This is a genomic window from Microcoleus sp. CAWBG58 (genome assembly GCF_020883045.1).
Taxonomy (GTDB): domain Bacteria; phylum Cyanobacteriota; class Cyanobacteriia; order Cyanobacteriales; family Microcoleaceae; genus Microcoleus.
The window spans coordinates 31,700-55,660 of record NZ_JAHRFA010000019.1 but is presented as its reverse complement, the minus strand read 5'-3'; the positions used below and the strand labels follow the sequence as shown (position 1 = coordinate 55,660).

Below are 23,961 nucleotides of genomic sequence, written 5' to 3'. Positions count from 1 at the left end.
AAATTTGTAGGGGCGGGTTCACCAACAATAATTGCCTAAAACCCACAATCTCCTAAACCCGCCCCCACCCAACGGTAAATCACTTTTAAAATACAAGGTTTAGTTAAGGATTTGTTATGAATATTTTGGTCAAAAACTATTGTGTGATGGTTGAATTTCCAGATGTGAGTGGGGCTGAACATTTAGAAATGTTGCAACTTAGAGATGAGTTGGCAAAAGTTGAATCTCAACTGACTGAGGAAGAGAAAGGTTTATTAGCAAATGCGGATGGACGGTTAGTGGAACAAGCAAGGGAGTTTTATGAGGAGTTGTCAAAATTTGTGGATTTAACCGAGAAGCGCAAATTTGAGGAGATTACACCTCAGCGTTGGTGGTGGTATTTGGATGTTTTGGCATTGTTGCCGAATTTGAGGAAACAAGAGTTGACAAGCGGTGTTGTTTGAAACGTTTATTCATTGTCGAGTTTTGATATACTGCCTCAGTACAGGTGGCAAAGTGTAAAGACTTCCTTCTTTTTCGATCCAGCAGCGCCGCGATAGAGATTGCAAGGCATTGAGCAAATCTGATGATGATATTTGTCCTTTTTCTAGCAATTTTGCTAGGTTGACTGGCTGGTTTTCTGTCGCCAACAATGACATAACTTGTTTTTCTAGTTCGGAAGTGCGATCGAACTGCTGTTGTAAAACATCTTTCAAATCTTCGGGTAACAATATGGTATCATCTAGTAATAATTCTGTCGCGGCGATTCCCAACTCTTGAATCAGATTCGCCACGCTTTTTAACCATAGCGGGTTGCCTTGATAGAGATGAATGAGTGCTTCACTGTTATCGATTTCTTCTAACCCACAATATCTCAGGATTTCCCGTCCGGCTTCGATGTCTAAACCTTTGAGTTGTAAGGTACGAATGGGAGTATTTTGATTTTTAAATTGAGTCACTTCTCTGGGTTGTTCCCAACCGATTAGCAGAAAGCAACTTTGATGGGATAATTTTTCTATCTGTTTGAATAAAGAGCGATATTCTTCGTAGTCTGGTTTATATTTTCCTGCTAATTCGCCGCCACAGAAAAGGTTGTGAATGTCATCTAAGACTACTAAACAGCGATGGTTTTGTAAATATTTAATTAGAGGTAAGGGTTTCTGGTTGGTTGGGGATGAATCTGGGTTTTCTGACTGGGAAAACAACTGTCTTAGGTTTGATTGAAATTTATCGATGGTGGGGAATTCGTCTAGGGTGCACCAAATTGCGTATTCAAACTCGTCTTTGATTTGTTGTACGAGTTGTACTGCTAGGGATGTTTTGCCGATACCGAGTCCGCCGGTGAGGGTGATGAGGCGACAGTTTTGTTGTAGAATCCAGGTTGTGAGGGTTTGGAGTTCGGAAGTGCGATCGAAGAAATTACCCAACTCTGGCATTTCGCTTAAATCTTGATGTGAGGTTTGAGGTTGTTTTGTGTTAGATGTTTCCTGATTTGGTGGGTGTGAGTTTGGGATATTTGGCGGGTGTCTAGCTTCTCCACAGGTGTTAAAGCTACTAATTGCTACGTTTTCAAAATTAGAGACATTTTCAAAGATAAACCTTCCCATTGCCGATCTAAAATTTGTTTTATTAACATCTTCTCCCAACTCTTCTGAAAGAATCTGCCATAATTGCGAACCAACTTGCCTAACATAACTCTCGTTACAGTGAATCTCCTCAGCAATTTTGGTATATTTCTCACCTTGTATCGTTCCTCGCAGAATTGCCTCTTGTAAGTTATCGAGGTGCTCACCCGTCTTGGCAAAAACCATCTCGTCAGCCATTTGTAATACTTCCTTAAGATTCATGCAGCATCGTGGATGTTGTGATTTTTTCTACTATACCTAACATTTTCCAACATTTTCTGGCATTTACAAACATTTTTTACGTAGGACGGATTGTAGTAGACAACAAAATTGCCAACAAAATATAACATTTTTGGCTAGACAAACCTTTGATTTACAAGGAAAATAGGATTTATTAATTTGAGAAAAGCAGTGCCTTATGTAATTAACTAATGCATAATCCAGACTTGAATTCATTTTTGATGAAACTTAAAAAGTGCTTGGTTTTAAATGATTATCTTGATGTCATGAAAAACACTAGCTTTTCTGATATTAATTTTGGTTCGTATATACATTTTCAAAAAAATGGATATACGAGGAATTCAATAATTAGGACTAATGAATTTGAACTAATTTTAATATGTTGGATGAATGACCAACAATCAGCAATTCACGATCATGGTGATTCAGAATGTATAATGGTTTGCTTAAATGGAAAGCTAAGTGAAAATCGTTATATATTTTCAAATAATCAAAAAGCTGAAGCAATAAATGTAGACGCTTTAGTAAAAATATTCTCTAAAACCCTAGCACAATTTGACATATCACATATTAATAACAAACTAGGGATTCATGAAATTATCAATATAAATTCTGACTACTCTATTTCTCTTCATTTATATATTCCTTATATGGATACCTCTGTCTCTTACAAACCAGTTTTGAATTTTTTTGAATAAAGCGTTAAACGATTACATACAGAATATGCCAAGCCCATAAAGCGGAATGAAAGGATAGATAATATGTTTGATTTACATACTATGGATATACTAACTCTAAACAAAGGAATTATTGAAATAAAAATTTCTAATGAAATCAAAGCTAGAATAACTGAGTATATAAGCTTAAATCTAGCAAGTCAGAACCCATATTTTTGCAAAGAAGATATTGCTTATGACTTTGCATATAGAGTTTTTCAATTATTAATTGAAATCTATTATGCCAATAAAGAATTTGAAATATACAAATTATTATATCTCATCAATCTTGCAAATACTGGTAAAAATATACCTGTTTTTTTAATTAGCAATACTCCTGAAGAACCGACTGATTCATTACTTTCTACTCAGACCAAGAGAGGTTTTAACTATGGAAACGATGAAAATGATAGAATGAAAAAATATTTCTTTACTGAATGGTTCTCTTGGTGTATAATAATATTGATGAATCATAATAGCACTATTCACCCTTCAGAACATGGAGGAGGAAATCGGTTTCATCTAATTTCTCCCATTCCGAAAGATGATATTTTTTTGAGAAAAGTAGGAGCTAGTACAGGTGGTGGAAAATTTTTTCAGCATAGTGATGCGACTGTTTACAATGATTTCTGTTCAATAAATGATTTAATAAAAAGACTTAACAAGTTCAATACAAATATTCAAACAGTTGCACGGAGATTGCTAAAAACGGAAGATACAATTGTAAGTGAGGTACTTTGTAGAAAATATTTACGAGTAGATGCAACTATTCTGAGTGGAATTGTAAATTTAAATACTAAAACACATATCGGGATGCCTAACCAGTTACAAGAGCATATGCAAAATATAGGTTTTACAAAAGAGCAATTACTATGCTTATCTAAAATGCCTATTGCACATATAGCAGGGCCGGCTGATGGTGAAATTTCTGGTTATGTGGGCAACATAACAAACCCCATAAATATGGATTCATCTGGAAATATTTTGGGAACTTGTATTAATGCTGCAGAAGGTAGGATGATTTATGTAGGACACAATAATACAGAGGAAAGTTTATTCGATAAATTTTTATTAGCTGTTAAATCAATGCCTGTACATGAAATTCTTCTGACTTCCTCAAAAGTTTTATTCATCCCTAATTCTTGCTATTCACAACAAACAAATGTTACACATGGAAGAGGGGAGCTAGATGAATCTGAATATCATATACAAATTGGTAATTCTTCTCATAGTAGAAGAATGCTTTGTAGACAATATGTTGTAAGCAGATATAGAGACAGTAAAAAAAATTTCTTGGAGAGTTATCTAAATGGAACTGAGTATTGAAATTGCATTAAAATTATTTATAGCGGCAATAATTGCTGGTTGGGTAGATACGATCGCCGGTGGTGGTGGACTAATAACCATACCTGCAATGTTAACAGTTGGTATACCGCCAGCAGTAACTTTAGCAACCAACAAAGTTCAAGGAAGCAGCGGAACTTTAGTTGCATCCATATATTTTCTAAGGAAAGGATCGTTTGATTTGAATAAAATTAAATTATCAATTTTTATGACATTCATTGGATCTCTTGTTGGTGGATGGCTGGTATTGCAGATTAATTCGGAGATTTTAAAAACGATTCTACCAATTTTGTTGATATTGATGGGTTTATACTTTCTTTTGTCTCCCACTATTGAGAATGTCGATCGAGAGCCACGAATTTCTTATATAGTATTTTCGGCTTTTATCGCTCCTGTTTTAGGATTCTATGACGGTTTTTTTGGTCCTGGAACTGGAACATTTATGGCTCTAGCATTTGTTATTTTATGTGGTTATAGCCTATCTAAAGCAACAGCAAATGCTAAAATACACAATTTTACCAGTAACTTTTCAGCATTAACTTATTTTGTGCTATTTGGGAAAATTTATTGGGGGGTTGCTATGGTAATGATTGTTGGTCAAATCATCGGAGCGTACATAGGTGCAAAAATGGTCACGGAAAAAGGGGTTGCTTTGATTCGACCAGTTGTAGTTACTGTTTGCTTCTTGATGTCTGTTAGATTATTACTAAAATTTTAAGAGCAATACTGCGGACAGTTTTCAAAAATGATTGCACGGAGGGCGATCGCCCGATCGCGCATCAAGACAGATAGCCCTTTCTTGTTTCTGATGACCGATCGCCTAAAATCAAAAAGCGATCGCCCTTCAGACCAAATACCAAACACTGCGATGATTGTACGGAGTGCGACCGCTTCAGTTAAAAAAGAGCGATCGCCATTAAAACCCTAGTTTAAAGGCTAAAATAAATGTATGTAATCTTAAACAAGCGATATGCCTCTCAGCGAGCTTTTACCCACCGTCGCTCAATTATCTCATCAAGATAAACTGCGACTCATTCACTTTCTCCTACTTGCAGTTGCTAAGGAACAAGGATGCAGCCTAGAACCTGATGAAGATACTAATTCAGAAAATGTACTTCTGAATCAACTAGCATCAACGAGTGCAGTTGTATGGTCTCCACAGGCAGATATGGAATCAGTTAAAACATTATCAGAACTTCTACTTGCCGCCCAAGAATCAGCTCATGCTTAATAGTCAGCGATTTCCATTGATAGAGCGAATTGATAGCCTTGGGCGATCGCCCTTCACGCAAAGATCGATCGCCCTTTCTTGTTTCCGATGACCGATCGCGCATCAAGACCGATCGCCCTTCACACCAAATACCAAACACTGCGATGATTGCACGGAGAGCGATCGCCCTTTCTGGTTTCTGATGGGCGATCGCCTAAAATAAAAGAGCGATCGCCCTTTCTATCAACTCCTAATAACTTGCGCTTTTTCCTCGGCGTTGCTCAATAGGGGTATCAAATCATAGGGATCGAACCACGCCTGGTTGCTCCAGATGCTGACGGGGTAGCCAAAGAAAGGCACTACCCCTACAAGCAAAATCATACTTTGATTCAGTAATGCCAAAAAAATCTTGATTCACACTACAGCGAGTTAGCTAAATAAGTTTTTTATCTGATATAATCTGGATTGAATGCTAAAAATTTTGATATTTTAACTATAAAGATTGTGGTCTGGATATAGCCAAACAATATAAAAAATATTTTCACTAAAAAATCCATGCACCCTACCGTATTCATTAGCAGATATTTGAAATTGGTAAGGAATATTTACTAGCATAGCTTCATTGGGAATCCCAAAACCATTAGGCTCCGTTGTATCTTGCCATGCTATGCCATGACAGCGCAGGCTTTTACTCTGATTATTGATGATTTCTTGAGAATTCAATTGTGATAAATCCCGTAGCCTTCTCAATAGAGATGCTAGATATCTAGAATCTCGGTTAGCTAGTGAAAATTTATCTTTGTCATCCTGATAATACCTGAAGGAAAAACTAACTCCTTCCGGTATTTTGATATCTAGACGATTGATGCTAGATAAAGATTGCTGGCGACGTATATCTGCCTTTTTAATTTTCTTCGATGACACGGGTTTTGTAAAACTCTTGCATTAATTCCTTCGTAATAATAGCATGAGAAGGTTCATCTTTCGGCAGCCGACCTCTAGCTTTAATCCAAGGATCTTCACGGCGCACCATCAATTCTAACTCATAAGCATCGAGAAAGAAATACTCGTCTGAAAACTCGTCTAAAAACTCTTGTACTTCTTCGGGGAACTCGGGTTTTTCTACTTCTTTCAGAATTGGCTTCCAGTCAAATTGTTCTTTGTATTCGTAAAATAAAGTGGGGATAGTTGGCCCGTGTACCCAGGCTTCAAAATCCTCATCAAAAAGCGGTGTGTCTTCAAAGGCTAGATACCATGCTTGGGCGTAGTATAAGAGTTTTTGGAGCTTGTGGTTGCTGAGGTAGGAGCCTACGTCATTGGCAAACCAAATGTAGTAATCTGCTAGTTGGGAGGCTGTTGTTATTGTAGTTATTGTGGTCATATAGTTTCAGTCAATAAGTTTTGGATTCTATGATATCATAATTATCTACTATATTAAACTAGATTACCCTCTCAAGAGGTGGCAGAGCCGCAGGATATCACATTTCCACGCAGAGCCTGGAAACGAGATTAGTGCGCTTATAGCAAAGAAACCGGGTTTTTACCTAATCTATCGACTGCGACGAAATATTTTTGTAAAAAACCCGGTTTCTGACTCACATTTCTAGCACGCAAAGTCCTAGGGTGCGGATACATCGACAATCTTCAAGAAAGAGCGACAGTCTAATAGATTCGCACCTGTTCCATCGCGAGAGGAAAAAACTTAACACTTGTTTTCTGAACTATTCTGTAAGGTGCGCATCCATGAAATTATCGATCGCATTTAGGGACTTTTCATAGCGACACACCCTACATATACTCACATAGCGCATAAAGAAACCGGGTTTTTACCTAATCGATCGACTGCGACGAAAGATATTTGTAAAAAACCCGGTTTCTGATTACCCTTCCAGATAAATGTAAATCTTAAACTACTTGCACTTGTTTTTCAGCAATGGAAGCAATCAGGGCTTTTTGTTGCGCCTGTTGAGCTTCGTCAGCCAAAAACTCGGCTAGTTGTTCTTCGATTTCATCCCGCACAATTTGGCGGTATTCCAGGAAATGCTCGTTGTGGGCGCACACTGTTAAATAGTGATCCCAAACGGCGGGATTGCGTTTGAGAATGCTAAATAAATGATGCCAGAACTTCCAGCGAGTTGAACGCTTGACTCCTTGGCGCCAAACTACTGTTAGCAGCGCTCGCAAGTCGATCCAACTGGGGATTCTTGATGGTATATTTGCTGTAGGTGCACCTAACATCAAGAAGTGGCGGTAGGTGCGGTCTAAGTATTTCTCAGCATCGTACACGTCAGAAAATGCTTGGACATATTCCCTGGCGATGTCTTCTAGCGGCCGGGTGGGAATGAAGTTCATTAATGTAGTCTGATTCAAATTGCCGGATTTGTCGCGCAATCTGCCTTCTTTTGCTAGTCGGTGCGACAGTGCAGTGTGCGGCAAAGCTTGCAGCATTCCAAAGGTTGTACTGGGGATTGCTGCTGCTTCGGCGAAGTTGACGATGCGTTGCCCTGCACCGGGTTTTTCGCCGTCGAATCCGATGATGAATCCGGCCATGACTCGCAAACCTGATTTGGCAATTAATTCTACTGATTCTATCAGGGAGTTGCGAGTGTTTTGGAATTTTTTGGTCATTTGCAAGCTTTCTTCGTCGGGGGTTTCAATTCCGAGGAATACTGCGTTGAAATGACATTTCACCATCATGTCCATCAATTCTTGGTCTTGGGCTAAGTCGATGGATGCTTCTGTGTTGAAGTTGAAGGGGAATTTGTGTTCTATTTGCCAAACTTCTAATTCTTTTAACAACAGTTTGACGCTGCGTTTGTTCCCGATAAAGTTGTCGTCTACCATGAAGACGCCTCGCCGCCAACCTAAGTTGTAGAGACAGTCTAATTCTGCTATTAATTGTTGGGGGGTTTTGGTGCGGGGTTTGCGCCCGTAGAGGACGATGATGTCGCAGAATTCGCACTGGAAAGGACAGCCGCGCGAAAATTGAATTGACATCGAATCGTAGGCGTCTAATTCGAGCAGGTCGAAGCGGGGTACTGGGGTTGTGGTAACATCGGGTTTGACGCCGTCCGATCGATAAATGCCACTTTTTTCACCGCGCGCGATGGCTTCGACGAACATCGGTAGGGTGATTTCGCCTTCGTCGAGAATCAGGTAATCGATGCCGGCTGCTTGGGGCTCTTCGGGTACGGAAGTTGGGTAGGGGCCACCGCAAGCTACGGATTTACCGCGCCGCTTGGCTTCGCGGATGATGTCTAGCAAGTCTTCTTTTTGGACAATCATCGCTGACAGAATAACGAGCTCTGCCCATTCCCATTCTGCTTCGGTGATTTGTCGGATGTTACGATCGACTAACTTGAATTCCCATTCTTGGGGTAGAATGGCTGCTACTGTGACCAAACCCAGCGGTGGAAGCAGCACTTTGCGATCGACTAATTCTAGGATTTTCTCATAAGACCAGAATGTTTTCGGGAACAGGGGGTAAACTAGAAGCACTCGCATAGTATGTTAAACCTCACATCACTAAAAGACTTGCGATCTGGCTGGCGTTTGAGAGTTCGATCGACTCTCAATATTTAATGTTAAGGCTAAAATTACGATCTTGCGCGCGATCGACTATCTAGAAAGGGGCGACACCCCCTAACACAAAGATAATGGGCGCAATTTTCAGCTTGCAGTTCCCTGTTATAGTTAGCAAATGTTGATATCTTATCGTATCTCACCATGGATTGACGATAATCGCTTCAAAAGTGCCCGAATCAGGCAAAAAAGAATTTGAAATAGTAAAGTTGAATAGGATAAAGAATTAGGGACGGGCTAGGAGCAACGTCCCACAAATTGTTTTTCTTGTGGGATGGGATTTGAGAAGCCCAAAAATAATTAGGGACGATGCTATAAGCCGATCCCACAATCTTTTTTGTGGGATCGGCTTCTATAGCAATCCTAAATATCAAATCCGATTGCATCGGTATTCATCTCTATCTTCTCTCTCTGTGTCCTCTGCGCTCTCTGCGGTTAAATCATTCCGATACAACCAGAAATGATATCATTTGTGAACTTTTTCTTACTCCCTCCCCGAACTCGCTCTGATATTGGTGCGGAGTGTACGGACTACTTTGTATTTTTATCTGGAATCCCGCTAGTTCTTAACATATCAGCAACTGTGCCGCAGTAACTCGGCAATCCGATGCTTTCGGGATTGACCAGATTTTGATAGGTAAAATGGCGGTAGCTGATGCAAAATCTATCCCAAGCAGCCATCTGAATTCGGAACAACCAAATAAAGAAATCGGCAAGCCAAGGTGACAGAGTAATCCGAAAGAAGATTTTTGTATGCAAATACTTGCAAGCTTGTTCGACAACTTCGTTCGCGGTAATCGCCGAATTTCCGAGTACAAAATGTCGCGGCTCTTCGGAATCGGACGGATGTTCGACTAAGTAATTAACTACTGTAGCAATGTCTGCACCGTGGATGAAGTGAAAACTGCCATCTGCCTTCAGCCAGCGAATCAAGCCAATCCATTTGGCGACAAGCGGCAAACCGGATGATAGGTGAGAAACTGGTTTTTCGGCGTCTCCTCCCAATACTAAGGTTGGGTAAAGTGCGGTAATTGGAGGTACGTTTGTTAACGTAGATAATTGCGTCATGCAATCGTATTTGGAGCGAACATAATCTGTCCCCAGTTCGCCTGCTTCTTTGAGCAAGTTATTATCTCTACCGAGAATGCTGGCGGTTGAAAAGTATATTACTTGTTGGCAAGTCTGGGGCGAAAGTAGTTGGATTAGGCGCAGCGTTTTGGTGACGTTGACATCAAAAACTTCTTGGGTGCCTCCCCAAGCTGTGGCTGCTAAAATTGCTACATCTATTGTTTGCAGAAGTTCGGAATGGCGATCGATATCTCTCATGTCGCCTTGTATGATATTGATACCCGATCGCGCTTTCCAGTCAAATTTTAGCTTATCGGGGTTGCGAACTAATAGGTAGAGTTCGTGGTTTGTGTGTTGAATCAAGGTTTCGGCCATGTAGTGACCGATACAGCCACTTGCACCCGTTATGAAAATTTTTTTTGTCATTTGCAGAAGGGGAAGGGGGGAGAGGAGAGGGGTTCAACAGTTGACAGTTGACAGTTGACAGTTGACAGTTGGGGGAGAGGGGGAGTTATTTGTGTGAAATTCAGGCTTTAGTAGGCAATTAATTTGGGTGACAGTTGAGGTATGATCCCCCTAAATCCCCCTTAAGAAGGGGGACTTTGAATGCTCTTGATTACCTCGTTTTTTAGCGAGACTTTGAAGGCTCTTGTTCCCCCCTTCTTAAGGGGGGTTAGGGGGGATCTCCGGGTTTTATTACCAGAATTTAAAGGGGATTTTCGGTGGGTGGGGGCGGGTTTATGTAGCCTGTTTGTAACTTTTAAGGTTGTTGGTGAACCCGCCCCTACGGGTTTTTGGGGTTTGAATTCCTGTCAAATTTAAGTATTGGGGGCGGGTTTATTTCACTTGTTTGTAACTTTTAAGGTTGTTGGTGAACCCGCCCCTACGGGTTTTTGGGGTTTGAATTCCTGTCAAATTCAAGCAGTAACTGCGAGCAATTTGTCGGCTTGTTTGGCGGTTTCAAAGAAGAAACGCACGTTATCTTCGGGGGTTCCCGGCAATACGCCGTGTCCTAAGTTGAGGATGTGTCCGCGATCGCCCGCTTTGCGAATTGTATCAAGAATTCGATCGCGAATAAACGGTTGAGAACCAAACAATACGCCGGGATCCAGATTTCCCTGAACGTTCATGTTGGGGCCCAAACGCTTGCGGGCGTCGGCCATATCAACCGTCCAATCGACGCTGATGATATCGGCGCCGGATGTTGTCATGCGTTCGAGGAGGCCCGCGCTACCCGTGACTAACAGGATTAGCGGGGTGTCGGGATGGGTTTTTTTGACTTGCTCGAATACCTGTTTTTGGTATGGTAGGGCGAAGGTGTCGTAATCCTGCGGGGACAGTTGGCCGGCCCAGGAGTCGAACATTTGCACTACTTGGGCGCCGCAGTCGATTTGATAGCGGACGTAAACTGCGATCGCATCTGCAAATTTTGAGAGCAACTGATGCAGTAAAGTTGGATCGGAAAATGCCATGTTTTTGATAACGGCATAATCCTTAGAACCTTTGCCTTCAACGGCGTAGGCGGCTAAAGTCCAGGGCGCGCCGACAAAACCGAGCACGGTGGATTTGTTGCCGACTTCCGCACGCAGGGATTTGAGGATTGTTTTGATAAACGGCAAACTTTCTTCTGGATTCAGCGGTTGCAGGGCGTCGATTTGCTGCTGAGTGCGGATGGGTGCGTGGATAATCGGGCCTTTACCTTCGGCGATGTCCATGTCGATGCCCAAACCGGGCATTGGGGTGACGATATCGGAAAACAAAATTACGCCGTCGGGTTGAAACGCGCGCCACGGCTGAAGCGAAACTTCGATCGCAACTTCGGGTATTTCAGAACGTTCGCGAAAGGATGGATACTTTTCTCGCAAATCTCGATAAGCCTTCATGTAGCGGCCGGCTTGACGCATCATCCACACGGGCGGGCGGTCTAGGGTTTCGCCGCGGGCTGCCCGCAGTAGCAAGGGAACTTCATTTAATGCTGACATTTTAACTTGTCTCTACCTTAGATATTTTAATGTCTTTGGTAGCTTACCACTGTGCGATCGTCCTTTTCGATCGAAAATTCGGCGATCGGCCGTGAAGGAGATGAGAGGAGCGGCTGAGTTCGATTTTGGAGAGTCGGGTTGTTGGTTGCGAGGCTGGCGGTAAATTAGGCTCTTTCGGATACTTGAGGAAAATGTATATTTGGCTACCGGGTAATAGGTAATTTGTAATTTGTAATTTGTAACTGGCGATCGATTCGAGACTTATTACCCATTATCCATTACTAGAAATTAGATTAACTTCTCGCCACAAGTTCATGAGTGTCACTCAAGTGAGTTAACACAAATGAGTTAACACAAATGAGTTAACACAAATGAGTTAACACAAATGAGTTAACACAAAAAAGCGACTTGCAACACACTATTGAAGGAAGTTACAAATTAGACATCTCCAAAAAAAATGTTTTGAACAAGCAAGATGCCTGTTCCACAGTAATTATTGGAGAAGTCTATTACTTAAGTACACCGAGGAACTAATCATGGCAATAATTTCTGTCCCAAACCTAATTATAACTCCGATTGCCGGCAGCCCAGAAAAGGTAACTATTCAAGTGACCTATGATGTAACTTTCAGCCCCGCCGAACGGAATTTAACGGCATCGCCGTTCGAGTGGAAATTTCTGGAAACTATCCAAGTTACTGGAGTAGAGCTACCGTTTGGTACCACTGGAGAAATTCTGCTAGACAAATTCTTACCAGTCCAAGCAATTGAAGTGACACCAGGCGGAACTCCGCAGACATTTTCACGTATGCGTACTGCTAAGGCTCTCAGGAGTTTGCTTCAGGAAGATCCTGGAGCGGACAATGACGAGATCCGCTGTAATATTCAGATCTTGCCTGTTTCTGCTAACGGATTTACGAACGTGGTATCGTTAGCTGGTTAATTCATGCGTTGAGATTGGGAAAGGATTGCGCCCTAGCTTGATGTAAAAAAAAGCGATCGCTCTTTTGATGAGCGATCGCTTTTTTTCACTCAAATTAAAAAACTTATTAGCTAACACAGATGTGACTTCCATAAAAAATACCTGACCGTCGCAAACAGCCTCTGGAAACTTTGCGCTGTATAGGGTGTATAATGGAGGGGTTCCCACTCGCTGGGGAAACTAATGGAATGGAAACTCGCGACACAATAAAAAACCTGATTCTACCAAGAAACCGAGTTCTTGAACCCGCACTACAATCATAAAAAAAAATTAATTAGCTGGTCGAATATATACCAATTTATTGCGGATCAAACAGTTTAGATGTCGAATTTTTGCTATCGCTTCACGGCACTTTATTTTAATGCAATCACATATTCATGAATCTCAAAAATCATCTAAAATACCAAGATTTGTAGGGGCGGGTTCACCCAAATCTACAATGAAATCGACTCACTCAAAAACCCGCCCCCACCCATCGCAGAACCACAAAAACCTATTCCTAATCAGAGTTGGTTGGTTGGGTTGGGGCGGGTTTATAAATATTGTTGATTTGAGTTACAAATCAGGGTGAACCCGCCCCAACAATTCCTCGGAAAAGATGATTTTTTCCGGCTTACCTAGTCACACACACTCCGCCTACAGATACGCGACATTGCTCGGGACGATCGAATCTGCTATTGTCATTAGAGCGAATCTACCATCATCCGCCATATTTTAATGCAATCACATATTCATGAATCTCAAAAATCATCTAAAATACCAAGATTTGTAGGGGCGGGTTCACCCAAATCTACAATGAAATCGACTCACTCAAAAACCCGCCCCCACCCATCGCAGAACCACAAAACTTATTCCTAATCAGAGTTGGTTGGTTGGGTTGGGGCGGGTTTATAAATATTGTTGATTTGAGTTACAAATCAGGGTGAACCCGCCCCTACAATTCCTCGGAAAAAATGATTTTTTCCGGCTTACCTCGTCACACAAACTCCGCCTACAGATACGCGACGCGGATCAAACAGTTTAGATGTCGAATTTTTGCTATCGCTTCACGGCACTTTATTTTAATGCAATCACATATTCATGAATCCAAAAAAATATCTAACCCACCAAAATTTGTAGGGGCGGGTTCACCCAAATCTACAATGAAATCGACTCACTCAAAAACCCGCACCCACCCATCGCAGAACCACAAAAACCTATTCCTAATCAGAGTTGGTTGGTTGGGTTGGGGCGGGTTTATAAATATTGTTGATTTGAGTTACAAATCAGGGTGAACCCGCCCCTACAATTCCTCGGAAAAGATGATTTTTTCCGGCTTACCTAGTCACACACACTCCGCCTACAGATACGCGACATTGCTCGGGACGATCGAACCTGCTATTATCATTAGATCGATCGAATCTACCATCATCCGCCCTCGCCGAATCTAAATCCCTAGTCCGCGAATTGTAATAATAATCGCCCGCGGGAACAGCCCTAGTCGGTACAGCGCAATAAGTCCCGTCTCTGCCGGCACTATCAAATCTTACTCTTACCATAGTACGTCTGAGGCGACAGTCGATCGGGTTTAAGCCAAAATCATCTCGCAAAATTCGTTCTCCATCGTAGCTGCTGATGCTACGCCCCCTATCGCTTCTGTCATCCCATCTATTATTACTAGCCCGTCTGTCGCCGCCATCAATTCCCGAAACTTCCACCGTGTAGCTACCGCCCCTCGCAGCATCTTTCGCTAACACCAAAAGCTTGTAATCGCCGCTGCGGGGAATCACATAATTAAAAGAACGGTCTTGGGTAAAAGCAACTTGTTTGTTATTTCCGTAAAATAGTACCATGACGGGAGTAAAACCGCGACTTCTATCCGTATCTAAAAACACTTCAATGTTGTCGCCTTCCCGAGCGTTGAAAGTGTATTCTTGACCGCGCAATTCTTCCGTCGGAGCACCGGGCGTCCACATATTTCGGAAACGGTAAATCGGGGAATTGCGGCGGATTACTCCATCGATGCGATCGTTATTTTGTATCAATTCGGCAACAGCACTCTGAGGAATCGCCGTAAGTGCCAATCCCGCAACTAGCACAGTGGCAGCAATACTATTTAACAAGTTGTGTGCTTTCATATCAACCTCTCAAAAATTTTAAAATCTTTTTGCATTGTTTGCGCCGACATTTGCATACACTCTCTATTTTAAATCTAATTTCTGCCAACCGTGTTAACCATTAGTCTCAACTTAAGCCGAAAACCCTTGAAAAATCTCGCTTTTAGCAGAGTCTCGATCCCCCTTAAGAAGGGGGAGGAAAGATCCCTTCCGGTTCCCCCCTTCTTAAGGGGGGTTAGGGGGGATCGGCGGGCCAAAAACCCTTGAGAAATCTCGCTTTTAGCAGAGTCTCGATCCCCCTCTTATCCCCCTTAAGAAGGGGGAGGAAAGAGCGCTTCCGGTTCCCCCCTTGTTAAGGGGGGTTAGGGGGGATCAGCTATTTAGCTGGTGCAAAATATCAAGTTAAACTTACAGACGTTGATGTCGCATCTAAAGTTGCGATGTATCCCCACAAATCAGCAATCCCGATTCAGCATCGAGACTCGCCTCAATTCCCATCGGTAAAGCAGCGTTAACCCCTTCATGCCCAAACGGCAAATCCGAGACAATGGGAATATTCAAGTCAAAGAGCCGATCGCGCAAAACCTCTTCTATACTAAAACTAGGACTATCCGGGCCAACCTCGCAGCGACTAAACCGTCCCAAAGCAATCCCCCGCACCCCCGCAAAAGCCCCCGCCATCCGCCACTGAGTTAACATACGATCGACTCTGTAAGGAGCCTCCGAAACATCCTCAAATGCGAGAATAGCACCAGTCAAATTCGGTTGATACGGGGTTCCGAGCAAATGAGTAGCCACCGTCAGATTCGCCGGCAACAGTCGCCCCGAAGCCTTGCCACCAGCCCATCCCTTACCTTGCAAAGATTGTAACGGACGGCCTTCGATGCAGTCAAAAAGTCGATCGACCGACCAATCCGGTTCCGCCCCCAAAGTTGTCAGCAGCGGCCCGTGAACCCCCCAAATCCCCAATTTATCGTCATTCCACAGCAAAGCCGTAATATCGGAAAAGCCGATTAACCATTTCGGTGCATGGGAATTGCTAATTGGGAATTGGGCATCGGGCATTGGGCATCGGGCATTTTCACTTTTTTGGAGTTCCGGGTTTTCCTTTTGTCCGACTTTTGCTTTTTCCAAAAGTCGAGTGCTGCCGAAACCGCCTCGAACACACAGAATACCGCGACAATCCGGGTCACTGAGGGCATCTGCCAACTGTCGGACGCGGTTTGCGTCGGAACCGGCCAAATAGCCAGTGCGATCGTCAAAACCGGGTGTTAATTCAACTCGATAGCCGCGGGATTTCCAAATTTCCAAACCGCGTTCAAAATTAGTCAATTCTCGCAGCGCGCCGCTAGGTGCAATTACCCGCAGCAAATCTCCCGGTTGCAGCCATTTCATATTAATAATTTATGTATTAAGGTACGTAGTTGCGCTTTAGCGCTCAAAAAGGTACGTAGTTGCGCTTGGGCGCTCTTAGGTACGTAGTTGCGCTTCAGCGCTCTTTGCATTTAAAGTACGTAGTTGCGCTTGGGCGCTCTTTTTTATATGTACTAATAACGCTGATTCCCTACAATCTCAAACTTCATTTAAGGTACGCATTTAAGGTTTAGCGCTCTTTTCATATATAATAGTAAGAGCGCTCAAGCGCAACAACGTACCTAATAAGGTTTAGCGCTCTTTTCATATATAATAGTAAGAGCGCTCAAGCGCAACAACGTACCTAAGTCGGAATTCCATGCGGCGAATTTCTACCCTTCACACCTACGGCAAAGTCAGAATTTCCACCCCAGAATCAGTCACAGCCAGAGTGTGTTCAAACTGAGCCGAAAGCTTACCATCCTTAGTGATCGCAGTCCAACCATCGGCCAAAATTTCCACATCCCAAGTGCCCTCATTAATCATCGGCTCAATGGTAAAAACCATGCCTTGTCTGAGCTTCTTTCCAGTCCCCCGCTTGCCGTAATGCAAAATTTCCGGTTCAGTGTGAAAAACGCGATGCACGCCGTGTCCCGCAAAATTTCGCACCACCGAAAAACCTTGGGCTTCGGCATATTCTTGAATCGCCGCACCGATATCACCGGTACGAGCACCAGGCTTAACTTCCGCAATTCCTCTTCTGAGACATTCCTCAGTTACTTCAACTAACCTTTTAGCTACAGGTGAAGGTTCCCCAACAAAAAAAGTTTTAGAAGTATCGCCATGATAGCCATCAACCAAAGGTGTTACATCAATGTTAACAATGTCACCTTTCCTGAGAATTTGTTTAGCATTCGGGATGCCGTGACAGACAACTTCATTGACACTAGCACACAGAGATTTGGGAAATCCTTTATAACCTAACGGAGCACTTTTTGCACCGTGGGCTAAAGTCCAGCGTTCCGCTTCGTCGTTAATTGCCAGAGTGCTGACACCCGGTTTAATCATTGGTTCAAGATGCAGGAGAAGCTGAGCTGCTAAGCGGCCAGCTTGACGCATTTTTTCGATTTCTCTGCTCGATAAAAGCACTAAACGTTCAGTTGCCATAGTTATTTTTGTGGTCTTTTATTGTGGTCGATTAAGAGTTTATTTGACTCAATTTTACAATAGACTTGAACCAGCGTTCAAAAAGTTCGCCCGCCACGACTAAATTGTATTCTACCTCTGCTTGTCGCCGGCAAGCACTGCGGTCAATTTTATCTAAACGGTCGATCGCGCTTACCAAGCCATTTACACTATCAGGTTCCACTAAAAAGCCCGTCAGCCCGTCTCGCACAATTTCCGCCGGCCCCCCGCGCTCGTAGGCAATCACAGGCACACCGCACGCTAAAGCCTCAATCGCGACATTTCCGAAAGCTTCCACCCAGCGCGGCGTCATCAACAATGCTCGGCACTTGCGGACTTGCTCTTGCATTTTGGTTGTTGTCAGAAACCCTAAATATTCTACCGGAGCATCCGGGTAATCTGTACAAATTTTTTGCCAATAATCCTCATCTTGCATTTTGCCCATAATTTTTAGGGGAATGCCTGTAATTTTTGCCGCCGCCACAGCATCTTCTAAGCCTTTCTCCGGGGCGATGCGGCCCAGCCAAGCTAATTTTAGTTCCGGTTCGCTGCAAAATTCGTACAGCGATAAATCGATGCCGCCGTTTCCCACCAACTTGCACTCGCTAGCAAAGGCAAAGGTTTGGGCTTGGGTAAGAGTGCAAACTCCCAGCGTACCGGGAAATTTGACGGCGATTTGTCCGGCGATGCGATCGAACGATCGCGACATGGAGCCCATACTGATAAAATGTGCGATCGGAGTCTTAAAAAATGGCGTCAAATAAAACGGCAGCCAATCGTAGGCAAAGTTAACAATCAAATCCCAATCATCCTGAACTTGGCGAGCATATTCCCACATATTCGCCAGCACAGGATCGGCCGGCATCACAATAGGATCGTGGTAATCTTGTGTTTGGGCTGTTACTTGCAAATCCCCCGCAATTTCGATAACTGGAATTGATTCTAAAACTGAACCTGTCGGCGCTACAACTGTTATTTTATGACCTCTGCGCTGCAATTCTTTAGCAATGTTGAGGACTGTAAGTTCGACTCCGCCGCCCAACCCCGAACCGAGTTGACCTACAGAAGTTGATAGAAACAATAATTTTAAAGAGTTATTAGTCATTGGTTATTAGTTATTGGTTATTGGTTATTGGTTATTGGTGTTATTAAAAACATCGGGTATGTTGTTGGGCTTCAGCCCTCTTAATTCTAATAAGTGGTTATACAAGCTGTCAGTTATACCTACCTCATCCTTTTGAGAAAGGCTATATATCAAATCTGCTCTTTCATCGTCAGATGATTCATCTCTCTATTTTCTCCCTCTGTGTTCTCTGCGCCCTCTGCGGTTCAATCATTCCGGGACAGCCGGATTTGATATTACACATTCGAGAGAATCAACAACTCTTTCTAAGACTCTTGCACAATAATTGTTAGGTTCCATTATTTGGAAAAAATTGTATAGCATTTATCAGAAAGATGAGGTATGACTGACTGCTTATATAACCGCTTAAACGAAGAGGGCTGAAGCCCAAACGAAGAGGGCTAAAGCCCAACAACGTACCTCACCTATCTGAGAAGGGCTATATTACCCAGTCCAAAAGTATTAAATAAAAAAGAATTACCCATGGGATTTATTCCCGGTTGCTCTTAAAAATTTCAGGTTTAGTAACAAGAAATACAGGAATCAACCAGGAATCAGCCGCGCGCCAGTCCCAAACTAGCGTTTGATGAACTGTTCTAATTTGTGAGCTATCTTCTCTACAATTCCCTCCGAAGTAGGTGTCGCAGATGATGCTTCTGCTTCAATACGCTTGACTGCATCTTCTGGAAGATTCAGCAACTGCACTAATTTTTGATAAGCTGCGGCTTCCTCAGAGTTAATGTTTGGTTCGTCGGGAGTGCGAGAACTAGATGCAATCACTTCATAGCCGAGTTGCAAGACTAATTCTTTTTCCTCTTGAGTTTCTAGTTGGTGAATCAACTCATCAAGGGGAATATTTTGCATGATGTAATCCCGCAGTTCCTGTTGCATTTGTTGGGCGTCGTCATCTGCGGCAAACAAACGGCAAAAGCGATCGAGCATTAAATTAACTTCTTCTGTCGCGAGTTCGCCATCAGCCCAGGCCATAGAGGCAACGATTCGCAGCAGGTTCATCTGGCGAGGCGTAATTGATGGAGGAGGTGGGGTTTGCATAATTAAAATTGGTAATTGCTAATTGGGAATTGAAAATTGGTAATGGGGAATGGGGAATTGGTAATTGGTAATTGGTAATTCGATCGTCCTTTTTTGTGTTCCCCCTTCTCCTTCCCCTTCCCTTTATTTATCTCACAAATTCGACAGAGGAACACCCAGCCATCCAGTAAAGTTTTGTTTCTGAATAGTGCTTGGCCGATCGACTGGTACGATCGAATAACGGCCGGGGCGCGGCTGGGCGAGAGTAACAGAACAAGTCCGCAGTTCGTCTTGATGAAAAACTGTCACTTCTACCGTGTCCCCCGGCTGATAGTCTTTCAGCCTCTCTGCCACTTGTTCGGCATTTACTCGAAAACCTGCGATCGCCAGCAACTCGTCCCCAGCGTCAATTCCCGCCAATTGTGCCGGAGATTCTGCTTCGACAAATTTAACCATTTGCCGCCCGTTTTCCGCTCCCAACGTCCAACCCATCCGAGGCGTTTGCTCGCTTTCATCTACCCAAATTTGCAGCCCGAAAGGTTCCAGATATTCGTTATAAGGCAACTCTTCTGTACCGTCTACATAGCGCGCAAAAAAGTCACTCAAATCCATATCGGCTACAGACTCGATCGCACTTTGCAACTCTTCGGGAGTAAAGCCTATTTCTGCCGTCCGCGAGGGAGCATTTAACTTGCCATTTGATGTCAAATGCCCCGGCTTTGGCTCTGTTGGCGACTTCTGGTCAAAATCTTCATTTTCAGGAGAACCACCGCCAAACTGCCACCACATCAAACGCATCACATCGTCGAGCGATCGCGCGTTGCCGTGTTTAGCTCGAATCAACAAATCCAGCAAAAACGAAACTAATTCCCCTTTCAAATAATAGGAAATTTGAGAATTGTCGCTATTAGCATCCCTGCGATAAAGTTTAATCCAAGCATCCCAACTCGACTCGCTCGCAGGCTGCACGTTCCGCCCCGGAGTCGTCTGCAAGCGAGTGATTTCTTTAGCAATATTTTGGATATAACCTTTCACGCCATAGAGACCCGCTCGAAAAGGAATTAGCAAATCGTAATAACTTGTCGTGCCTTCAGAGAACCATAAAGACGGAGTATAATTCTCTTGTTCGTAGTCAAATATTTCGAGAGCTTTCGGTCGAATGCGCTTGACATTCCAGAGGTGAAAAAACTCGTGAGCCACCAATTGAATGAACCGTTCGTACTTTTCCTTAGCCCGAAAACCAAAACGCGAATAGTTAAGAGTGCAACTATCCTTGTGTTCCAAGCCGCCAAAACCAGAGCCAGACAAATGCAACAAAAACACATAGCGGTCGTAAGGCAAACCGCCGAACATTTCTGCTTCTACCTCAATGACTTTCTTGATATCTTGAATTGCCCGTTCTGGTTCTAAATTGCCTTGTCCCCAAACTACAAGCTGATGGGGTTTTCCCAGCACTTCAAAATCGTAGGACTCGTGACATCCAATCTCAAAAGGAGTATCGACAAGGGTGTCAAAATCCGCAGCAGCGAAAGTAAGATTATCGCCCGAAACAGTTGGCAACGTTGTGACTGTGCGCCATTGGGGCTGCGGTGGCACAACTGTCACGGTATAGCAGTGGCGCTCAAAACCGGGCAAGAAAAAGCACAGAGCTGCTGGATTAAAATAACCGTGAGTCGAGTCTAAATGATTGGTTCGTACAGTCAGTTCGTTGGCAAAAATCCGGTAGCAAACCGTGACATCCGACACTGAATTTGTCTCGATTTGCCAGTGATTTTTGCTAATCTTGCGCCAAGGTAAAGCACGCGTGGCGCAGCTATCCCGCAGGGAATCGCCGGATTGCGATCGAAAATCTTGCAGGTGGCGAGCGTATTCTCGAACCAAGTAAGAACCGGGAGTCCAGACAGGCATTTTTAAATCGAGAACAGGTTCCGCCCAACCTTGCACGCGCAAAGTCACTTCAAACAGGTGGGATTCAGGATTGGGCATCGCCACCGAATAGTGAATAGTCGGTGCTGTTAGTTGTCCGATCGCGCGATCGGCAGCGGACGAGGTATCCTCATAAGTGACATCGGTCATTGACTTGCCAAATTCATCAAGTGCTTGAGGTTGATCAAATGGATAGTTTGGCGCTCTGGATCGATTTTGATCCAGCCTTTACTATCTAGTTTTTCCATAATTTTGCTGGTTTCATCTAGGGCGATACCTGTCACGTCAGCTAAATCTTCATAAGGGATATTGAAGATATCTCTGCCCTCAGCAGTTTTCTGACCGTAGTTTTCTCCCAGCTCAACTAAAGTATTTGCTAGTTTAACCGCTGGCTGGCGGTTCTGTAGTTGAGAGCGAAGATTGGTTTGGCGCAGGCGCCGCACCATCAGTTGCAGCATCCGGTGATGCAATTGCGGATCTTTAAACAGGGTTTGGATAAATCGCTGAGCCGTAACGCTGATCAGCCGCACGGGCGATAGAGCAAGTACGTCATTCGATCGGGGAGATTCGTCAAGAATGGCCATTTCGCCGAAGAAAGCTCCCCGTCCTAAAATAGCCATTGATACAGCTCGATCGTTTGACAGGCGCCGGACTTTGACCCAGCCGGACACCACAAAATAAATCGCGTTACCCCAAGAATCCTCCATCACCACAGCTCGGCCTGGGGGATACTCATGCTTAACGGCATTGGATAGCAGCCCTCCCAAGGTTTCTGGGTTAGCACCCTTAAATAGAGGGAACAGCTCACTGAAAGCTTCTGTCTTCATGCAAACTCGCGGAGGTGGGAAATTAGATTAGGCGACACCCAACAGCTAGGGAACGATCGCTGTTTGAGAACACAAACAATCCGTTACTCCTTTAGATGATAAGGGTGCAGAGGCGCGGTTCGCGTAAAATTGGCAGATTCTTTAATCCCAAACAGTTTTACGCTTGAAAATTGGGTCTGAAGCCTCCCCCTAAACGGGGTAAATCAAACAAAATGATTCATTGCTCCAATCCTCTTCGATCGACGGCTATGGGTCAATACCGTTTACTGGTATAGCGCCTTGGGAGTAAACCGCTATGAAAAATAGATAAGGAGATTGCTTTCATAAGAGATCGCTTCGCTAACGTTCCTCACAATGACCATCTTAAGTAAACCGTATTGGGCTATGGGTAGCTTCAACTGTCAACTGTCACAGGTCAACTGTCAACTGATGATCTGAAGCCTCCCCCTAAACGGGGTAAATCAAACAAAATGATTCATTGCTCCAATCCTCTTCTATCGACGGCTATGGGTAGCTCCCAACTGTCAACTGTCAACTGTCAACTGTCAACTGTCAACTGACGAACAGCCTCCCACTGCCTGTTGAACTTTCCCCAACAGAGCTTCTATGTAATCCGGCCAACCGATCGCGATCGACTGCGTGTGGGCCAGAGACTCCGGCTCGATCGCATCTGCCGTCCACCTCAGCGGTTGACCTTGCAAGTCGCAACAGACCAATCCGGCTGCCTTTGCTAGGGCCAGAGGGCCGGCGGTATCCCACACTTTAACTCTACCGTTGAAATACAGGTACAAACCGGCTCGACCTTCTATGATTTCCATAACTTTTAAGCCAAAGCTTCCCAGCGAGTAAAATTCTGCTCCCGGGATGCTTTGGGCGATCGCCGCGGCATAGTTTTTCTGGTCTCTGTCGCCGAGAATAATTTTACAATTTAACGGTGTCGGAGCGGGGGGTTTGCTCATAGCGATCGGCTGCGGCGAAGAGGTTCCTACAGTTTGGAACAATCCCCAATCTTTGCCGCCAAAATACATTTGGTCAAAAGCCGGGGCGTAGATCCAGCCGGCCACCGGTTCCCCCTCCAACAGCAGCCCCACCATCACAGCATAGTGCTGTTTTCCCTGAATAAATCCCTCCGTCCCGTCCAGGGGATCGATGCACCAGAGGCGCCGGTAATTTGCCTGGTAAGCTGCTCTGGAGGACGTGTTTTCCTCCGTGATCCTGCCATCTTCAGGAAACAAAGCGCTAAATGCTGCTGATAGTTGTCGGTCTAAGTAGCGATCGATACTCGTCACGTAGTCATCTGGGCCTTTCTCGGAAACTTCAAAAGGTTCCGCTGCAAGCTTGTGGGCTTCTTGACCGCACTCTCGGATGATGTAGCGAATTTTTTGGTCTTGCTCTGGAGAAATATACATCAGGTTAAACATAAATGCTTCAACTAACACAGCATAAAAGCTTAAGTCCTTTGAATCGAGCGATCGACCCTTATCGCTGTTTCCGAATCTCATGCAGGATTTTTGCACTCTGCTGTTCTTAAAACCCGGTTTTATTATGATGTCCGGTCGATTACCATAACAAAAACGGTTCGTAGTGCGGACTTCAGTCCGCAAAAAGCTGCGGACTGAAGTCCGCACTACGAACCTTAATCATCGCTAAGGTGCGCCCACAAGCACCCTAAAATTGTTTGACTCTCTCACAC

General features: G+C 43.9%; 23 protein-coding genes. 8 read left to right on the top strand and 15 right to left on the bottom strand.

The genetic code is table 11. The features are described 5' to 3' along the window. Positions 1–116: 116 nt before the first annotated feature. Positions 117–443 (top strand): hypothetical protein, encoded by a 327-nt coding sequence (locus QZ918_RS11040; protein WP_293334618.1) that lies wholly within the window; start codon positions 117–119, stop codon positions 441–443. Positions 444–452: 9 nt separating this feature from the next. On the opposite strand, the gene QZ918_RS11035 is transcribed toward QZ918_RS11040, so the two are convergent. Then, the gene (locus QZ918_RS11035) at positions 453–1,826 is read right to left on the bottom strand and encodes a helix-turn-helix domain-containing protein (RefSeq protein WP_293334615.1); all 1,374 of its coding nucleotides are present in this window, start codon (positions 1,824–1,826) and stop codon (positions 453–455) included. Positions 1,827–2,035: 209 nt separating this feature from the next. Between QZ918_RS11035 and QZ918_RS11030 the strand changes: the two genes are divergently transcribed. The 6 genes from QZ918_RS11030 (at position 2,036) to QZ918_RS11005 (ending at position 5,317) form a co-directional block, all read left to right on the top strand. Then, positions 2,036–2,542: a cysteine dioxygenase gene (locus QZ918_RS11030; protein ID WP_367275311.1), complete on the top strand. Its 507-nt coding sequence runs from the start codon at positions 2,036–2,038 to the stop codon at positions 2,540–2,542. Positions 2,543–2,605: 63 nt separating this feature from the next. Further along, positions 2,606–3,886, top strand: a complete 1,281-nt coding sequence (locus tag QZ918_RS11025) for a hypothetical protein (protein WP_293334612.1) — start codon at positions 2,606–2,608, stop codon at positions 3,884–3,886. After that, positions 3,870–4,622 carry a TSUP family transporter gene (locus QZ918_RS11020; protein ID WP_293334609.1) on the top strand — a complete coding sequence of 251 codons (753 nt, stop codon included), beginning with the start codon at positions 3,870–3,872 and terminating at the stop codon, positions 4,620–4,622. Before QZ918_RS11025 ends, QZ918_RS11020 begins: the two co-directional genes overlap by 17 nt. 27 nt (positions 4,623–4,649) lie before the next feature. Then, positions 4,650–4,832 (top strand): hypothetical protein, encoded by a 183-nt coding sequence (locus tag QZ918_RS11015; protein WP_293334606.1) that lies wholly within the window; start codon positions 4,650–4,652, stop codon positions 4,830–4,832. A 42-nt stretch (positions 4,833–4,874) separates the two neighbouring features. Further along, complete coding sequence (locus QZ918_RS11010; protein ID WP_293334603.1) at positions 4,875–5,135, top strand: hypothetical protein; 261 nt, start codon at positions 4,875–4,877, stop codon at positions 5,133–5,135. Between the two features lie 38 nt (positions 5,136–5,173). Further along, entirely contained in the window at positions 5,174–5,317 is a 144-nt protein-coding gene (locus tag QZ918_RS11005; RefSeq protein ID WP_293334600.1) for a hypothetical protein, read from the top strand. Between the two features lie 286 nt (positions 5,318–5,603). On the opposite strand, the gene QZ918_RS11000 is transcribed toward QZ918_RS11005, so the two are convergent. From QZ918_RS11000 to hemE, 5 genes are all read right to left on the bottom strand, one after another. Next, positions 5,604–6,038, bottom strand: a complete 435-nt coding sequence (locus tag QZ918_RS11000; protein WP_293334597.1) for a hypothetical protein — start codon at positions 6,036–6,038, stop codon at positions 5,604–5,606. Then, complete coding sequence (locus QZ918_RS10995) at positions 6,019–6,495, bottom strand: Panacea domain-containing protein (protein WP_293334594.1); 477 nt, start codon at positions 6,493–6,495, stop codon at positions 6,019–6,021. The genes QZ918_RS11000 and QZ918_RS10995 overlap by 20 nt, the downstream gene beginning before the upstream one ends. 524 nt (positions 6,496–7,019) lie before the next feature. Further along, a complete protein-coding gene (locus QZ918_RS10990) occupies positions 7,020–8,618 on the bottom strand; it encodes a B12-binding domain-containing radical SAM protein (RefSeq protein ID WP_293334591.1) in 1,599 nt (532 codons plus the stop codon). 609 nt (positions 8,619–9,227) lie between these two features. Next, the gene (locus tag QZ918_RS10985) at positions 9,228–10,190 is read right to left on the bottom strand and encodes an NAD-dependent epimerase/dehydratase family protein (protein ID WP_293334588.1); all 963 of its coding nucleotides are present in this window, start codon (positions 10,188–10,190) and stop codon (positions 9,228–9,230) included. 491 nt (positions 10,191–10,681) lie between these two features. Next, positions 10,682–11,746, bottom strand: coding sequence for a uroporphyrinogen decarboxylase (gene hemE / locus QZ918_RS10980; RefSeq protein WP_293334585.1), 1,065 nt, complete (start codon positions 11,744–11,746; stop codon positions 10,682–10,684). Positions 11,747–12,282: 536 nt separating this feature from the next. On the opposite strand from hemE, the gene QZ918_RS10975 reads away from it, so the two are divergent. Beyond that, positions 12,283–12,687 (top strand): hypothetical protein, encoded by a 405-nt coding sequence (locus QZ918_RS10975; RefSeq protein ID WP_293334582.1) that lies wholly within the window; start codon positions 12,283–12,285, stop codon positions 12,685–12,687. Here the strand turns inward: QZ918_RS10975 and QZ918_RS10970 are convergent. From QZ918_RS10970 to QZ918_RS10930, 9 genes are all read right to left on the bottom strand, one after another. Beyond that, a complete protein-coding gene (locus QZ918_RS10970) occupies positions 12,676–12,819 on the bottom strand; it encodes a hypothetical protein (protein ID WP_293334579.1) in 144 nt (47 codons plus the stop codon). The two genes, QZ918_RS10975 and QZ918_RS10970, sit on opposite strands and share 12 nt — an antisense overlap. Positions 12,820–14,042: 1,223 nt before the next feature. Continuing rightward, positions 14,043–14,843: a hypothetical protein gene (locus tag QZ918_RS10965; RefSeq protein ID WP_293334576.1), complete on the bottom strand. Its 801-nt coding sequence runs from the start codon at positions 14,841–14,843 to the stop codon at positions 14,043–14,045. Positions 14,844–15,251: 408 nt separating this feature from the next. Next, positions 15,252–16,217 (bottom strand): S66 peptidase family protein, encoded by a 966-nt coding sequence (locus QZ918_RS10960; RefSeq protein ID WP_527250396.1) that lies wholly within the window; start codon positions 16,215–16,217, stop codon positions 15,252–15,254. Between the two features lie 363 nt (positions 16,218–16,580). After that, complete coding sequence (gene map / locus QZ918_RS10955; RefSeq protein WP_293334573.1) at positions 16,581–17,342, bottom strand: type I methionyl aminopeptidase; 762 nt, start codon at positions 17,340–17,342, stop codon at positions 16,581–16,583. Between the two features lie 31 nt (positions 17,343–17,373). Beyond that, a complete protein-coding gene (locus QZ918_RS10950) occupies positions 17,374–18,465 on the bottom strand; it encodes a glycosyltransferase family 4 protein (RefSeq protein WP_293334570.1) in 1,092 nt (363 codons plus the stop codon). Between the two features lie 594 nt (positions 18,466–19,059). Then, positions 19,060–19,536, bottom strand: a complete 477-nt coding sequence (locus QZ918_RS10945; protein ID WP_293334567.1) for a TerB family tellurite resistance protein — start codon at positions 19,534–19,536, stop codon at positions 19,060–19,062. Positions 19,537–19,668: 132 nt separating this feature from the next. Next, positions 19,669–21,591 (bottom strand): M61 family metallopeptidase, encoded by a 1,923-nt coding sequence (locus QZ918_RS10940; RefSeq protein WP_293334565.1) that lies wholly within the window; start codon positions 21,589–21,591, stop codon positions 19,669–19,671. Continuing rightward, entirely contained in the window at positions 21,588–22,268 is a 681-nt protein-coding gene (locus tag QZ918_RS10935) for a Crp/Fnr family transcriptional regulator (RefSeq protein WP_293334562.1), read from the bottom strand. Before QZ918_RS10935 ends, QZ918_RS10940 begins: the two co-directional genes overlap by 4 nt. 545 nt (positions 22,269–22,813) lie before the next feature. After that, positions 22,814–23,896 carry a 3'(2'),5'-bisphosphate nucleotidase CysQ family protein gene (locus QZ918_RS10930; protein WP_293334559.1) on the bottom strand — a complete coding sequence of 361 codons (1,083 nt, stop codon included), beginning with the start codon at positions 23,894–23,896 and terminating at the stop codon, positions 22,814–22,816. Between the last annotated feature and the right edge of the window lie 65 nt (positions 23,897–23,961).

Coding starts and splice junctions, on each gene's coding strand:
- QZ918_RS10950 (WP_293334570.1), bottom strand. CDS start 18,465: ATGACTAATAACTCTTTAAAATTATTGTTTCTATCAACTTCTGTAGGT.
- QZ918_RS11020 (WP_293334609.1), top strand. CDS start 3,870: ATGGAACTGAGTATTGAAATTGCATTAAAATTATTTATAGCGGCAATA.
- QZ918_RS11010 (WP_293334603.1), top strand. CDS start 4,875: ATGCCTCTCAGCGAGCTTTTACCCACCGTCGCTCAATTATCTCATCAA.
- QZ918_RS11035 (WP_293334615.1), bottom strand. CDS start 1,826: ATGAATCTTAAGGAAGTATTACAAATGGCTGACGAGATGGTTTTTGCC.
- QZ918_RS11015 (WP_293334606.1), top strand. CDS start 4,650: ATGATTGCACGGAGGGCGATCGCCCGATCGCGCATCAAGACAGATAGC.
- QZ918_RS10940 (WP_293334565.1), bottom strand. CDS start 21,591: ATGACCGATGTCACTTATGAGGATACCTCGTCCGCTGCCGATCGCGCG.
- QZ918_RS11030 (WP_367275311.1), top strand. CDS start 2,036: ATGCATAATCCAGACTTGAATTCATTTTTGATGAAACTTAAAAAGTGC.
- QZ918_RS10960 (WP_527250396.1), bottom strand. CDS start 16,217: ATGAAATGGCTGCAACCGGGAGATTTGCTGCGGGTAATTGCACCTAGC.
- QZ918_RS10970 (WP_293334579.1), bottom strand. CDS start 12,819: ATGGAAGTCACATCTGTGTTAGCTAATAAGTTTTTTAATTTGAGTGAA.
- QZ918_RS10945 (WP_293334567.1), bottom strand. CDS start 19,536: ATGCAAACCCCACCTCCTCCATCAATTACGCCTCGCCAGATGAACCTG.
- QZ918_RS11025 (WP_293334612.1), top strand. CDS start 2,606: ATGTTTGATTTACATACTATGGATATACTAACTCTAAACAAAGGAATT.
- QZ918_RS10985 (WP_293334588.1), bottom strand. CDS start 10,190: ATGACAAAAAAAATTTTCATAACGGGTGCAAGTGGCTGTATCGGTCAC.
- QZ918_RS10975 (WP_293334582.1), top strand. CDS start 12,283: ATGGCAATAATTTCTGTCCCAAACCTAATTATAACTCCGATTGCCGGC.
- hemE (WP_293334585.1), bottom strand. CDS start 11,746: ATGTCAGCATTAAATGAAGTTCCCTTGCTACTGCGGGCAGCCCGCGGC.
- QZ918_RS10965 (WP_293334576.1), bottom strand. CDS start 14,843: ATGAAAGCACACAACTTGTTAAATAGTATTGCTGCCACTGTGCTAGTT.
- QZ918_RS10995 (WP_293334594.1), bottom strand. CDS start 6,495: ATGACCACAATAACTACAATAACAACAGCCTCCCAACTAGCAGATTAC.
- map (WP_293334573.1), bottom strand. CDS start 17,342: ATGGCAACTGAACGTTTAGTGCTTTTATCGAGCAGAGAAATCGAAAAA.
- QZ918_RS10935 (WP_293334562.1), bottom strand. CDS start 22,268: ATGAAGACAGAAGCTTTCAGTGAGCTGTTCCCTCTATTTAAGGGTGCT.
- QZ918_RS11040 (WP_293334618.1), top strand. CDS start 117: ATGAATATTTTGGTCAAAAACTATTGTGTGATGGTTGAATTTCCAGAT.
- QZ918_RS10990 (WP_293334591.1), bottom strand. CDS start 8,618: ATGCGAGTGCTTCTAGTTTACCCCCTGTTCCCGAAAACATTCTGGTCT.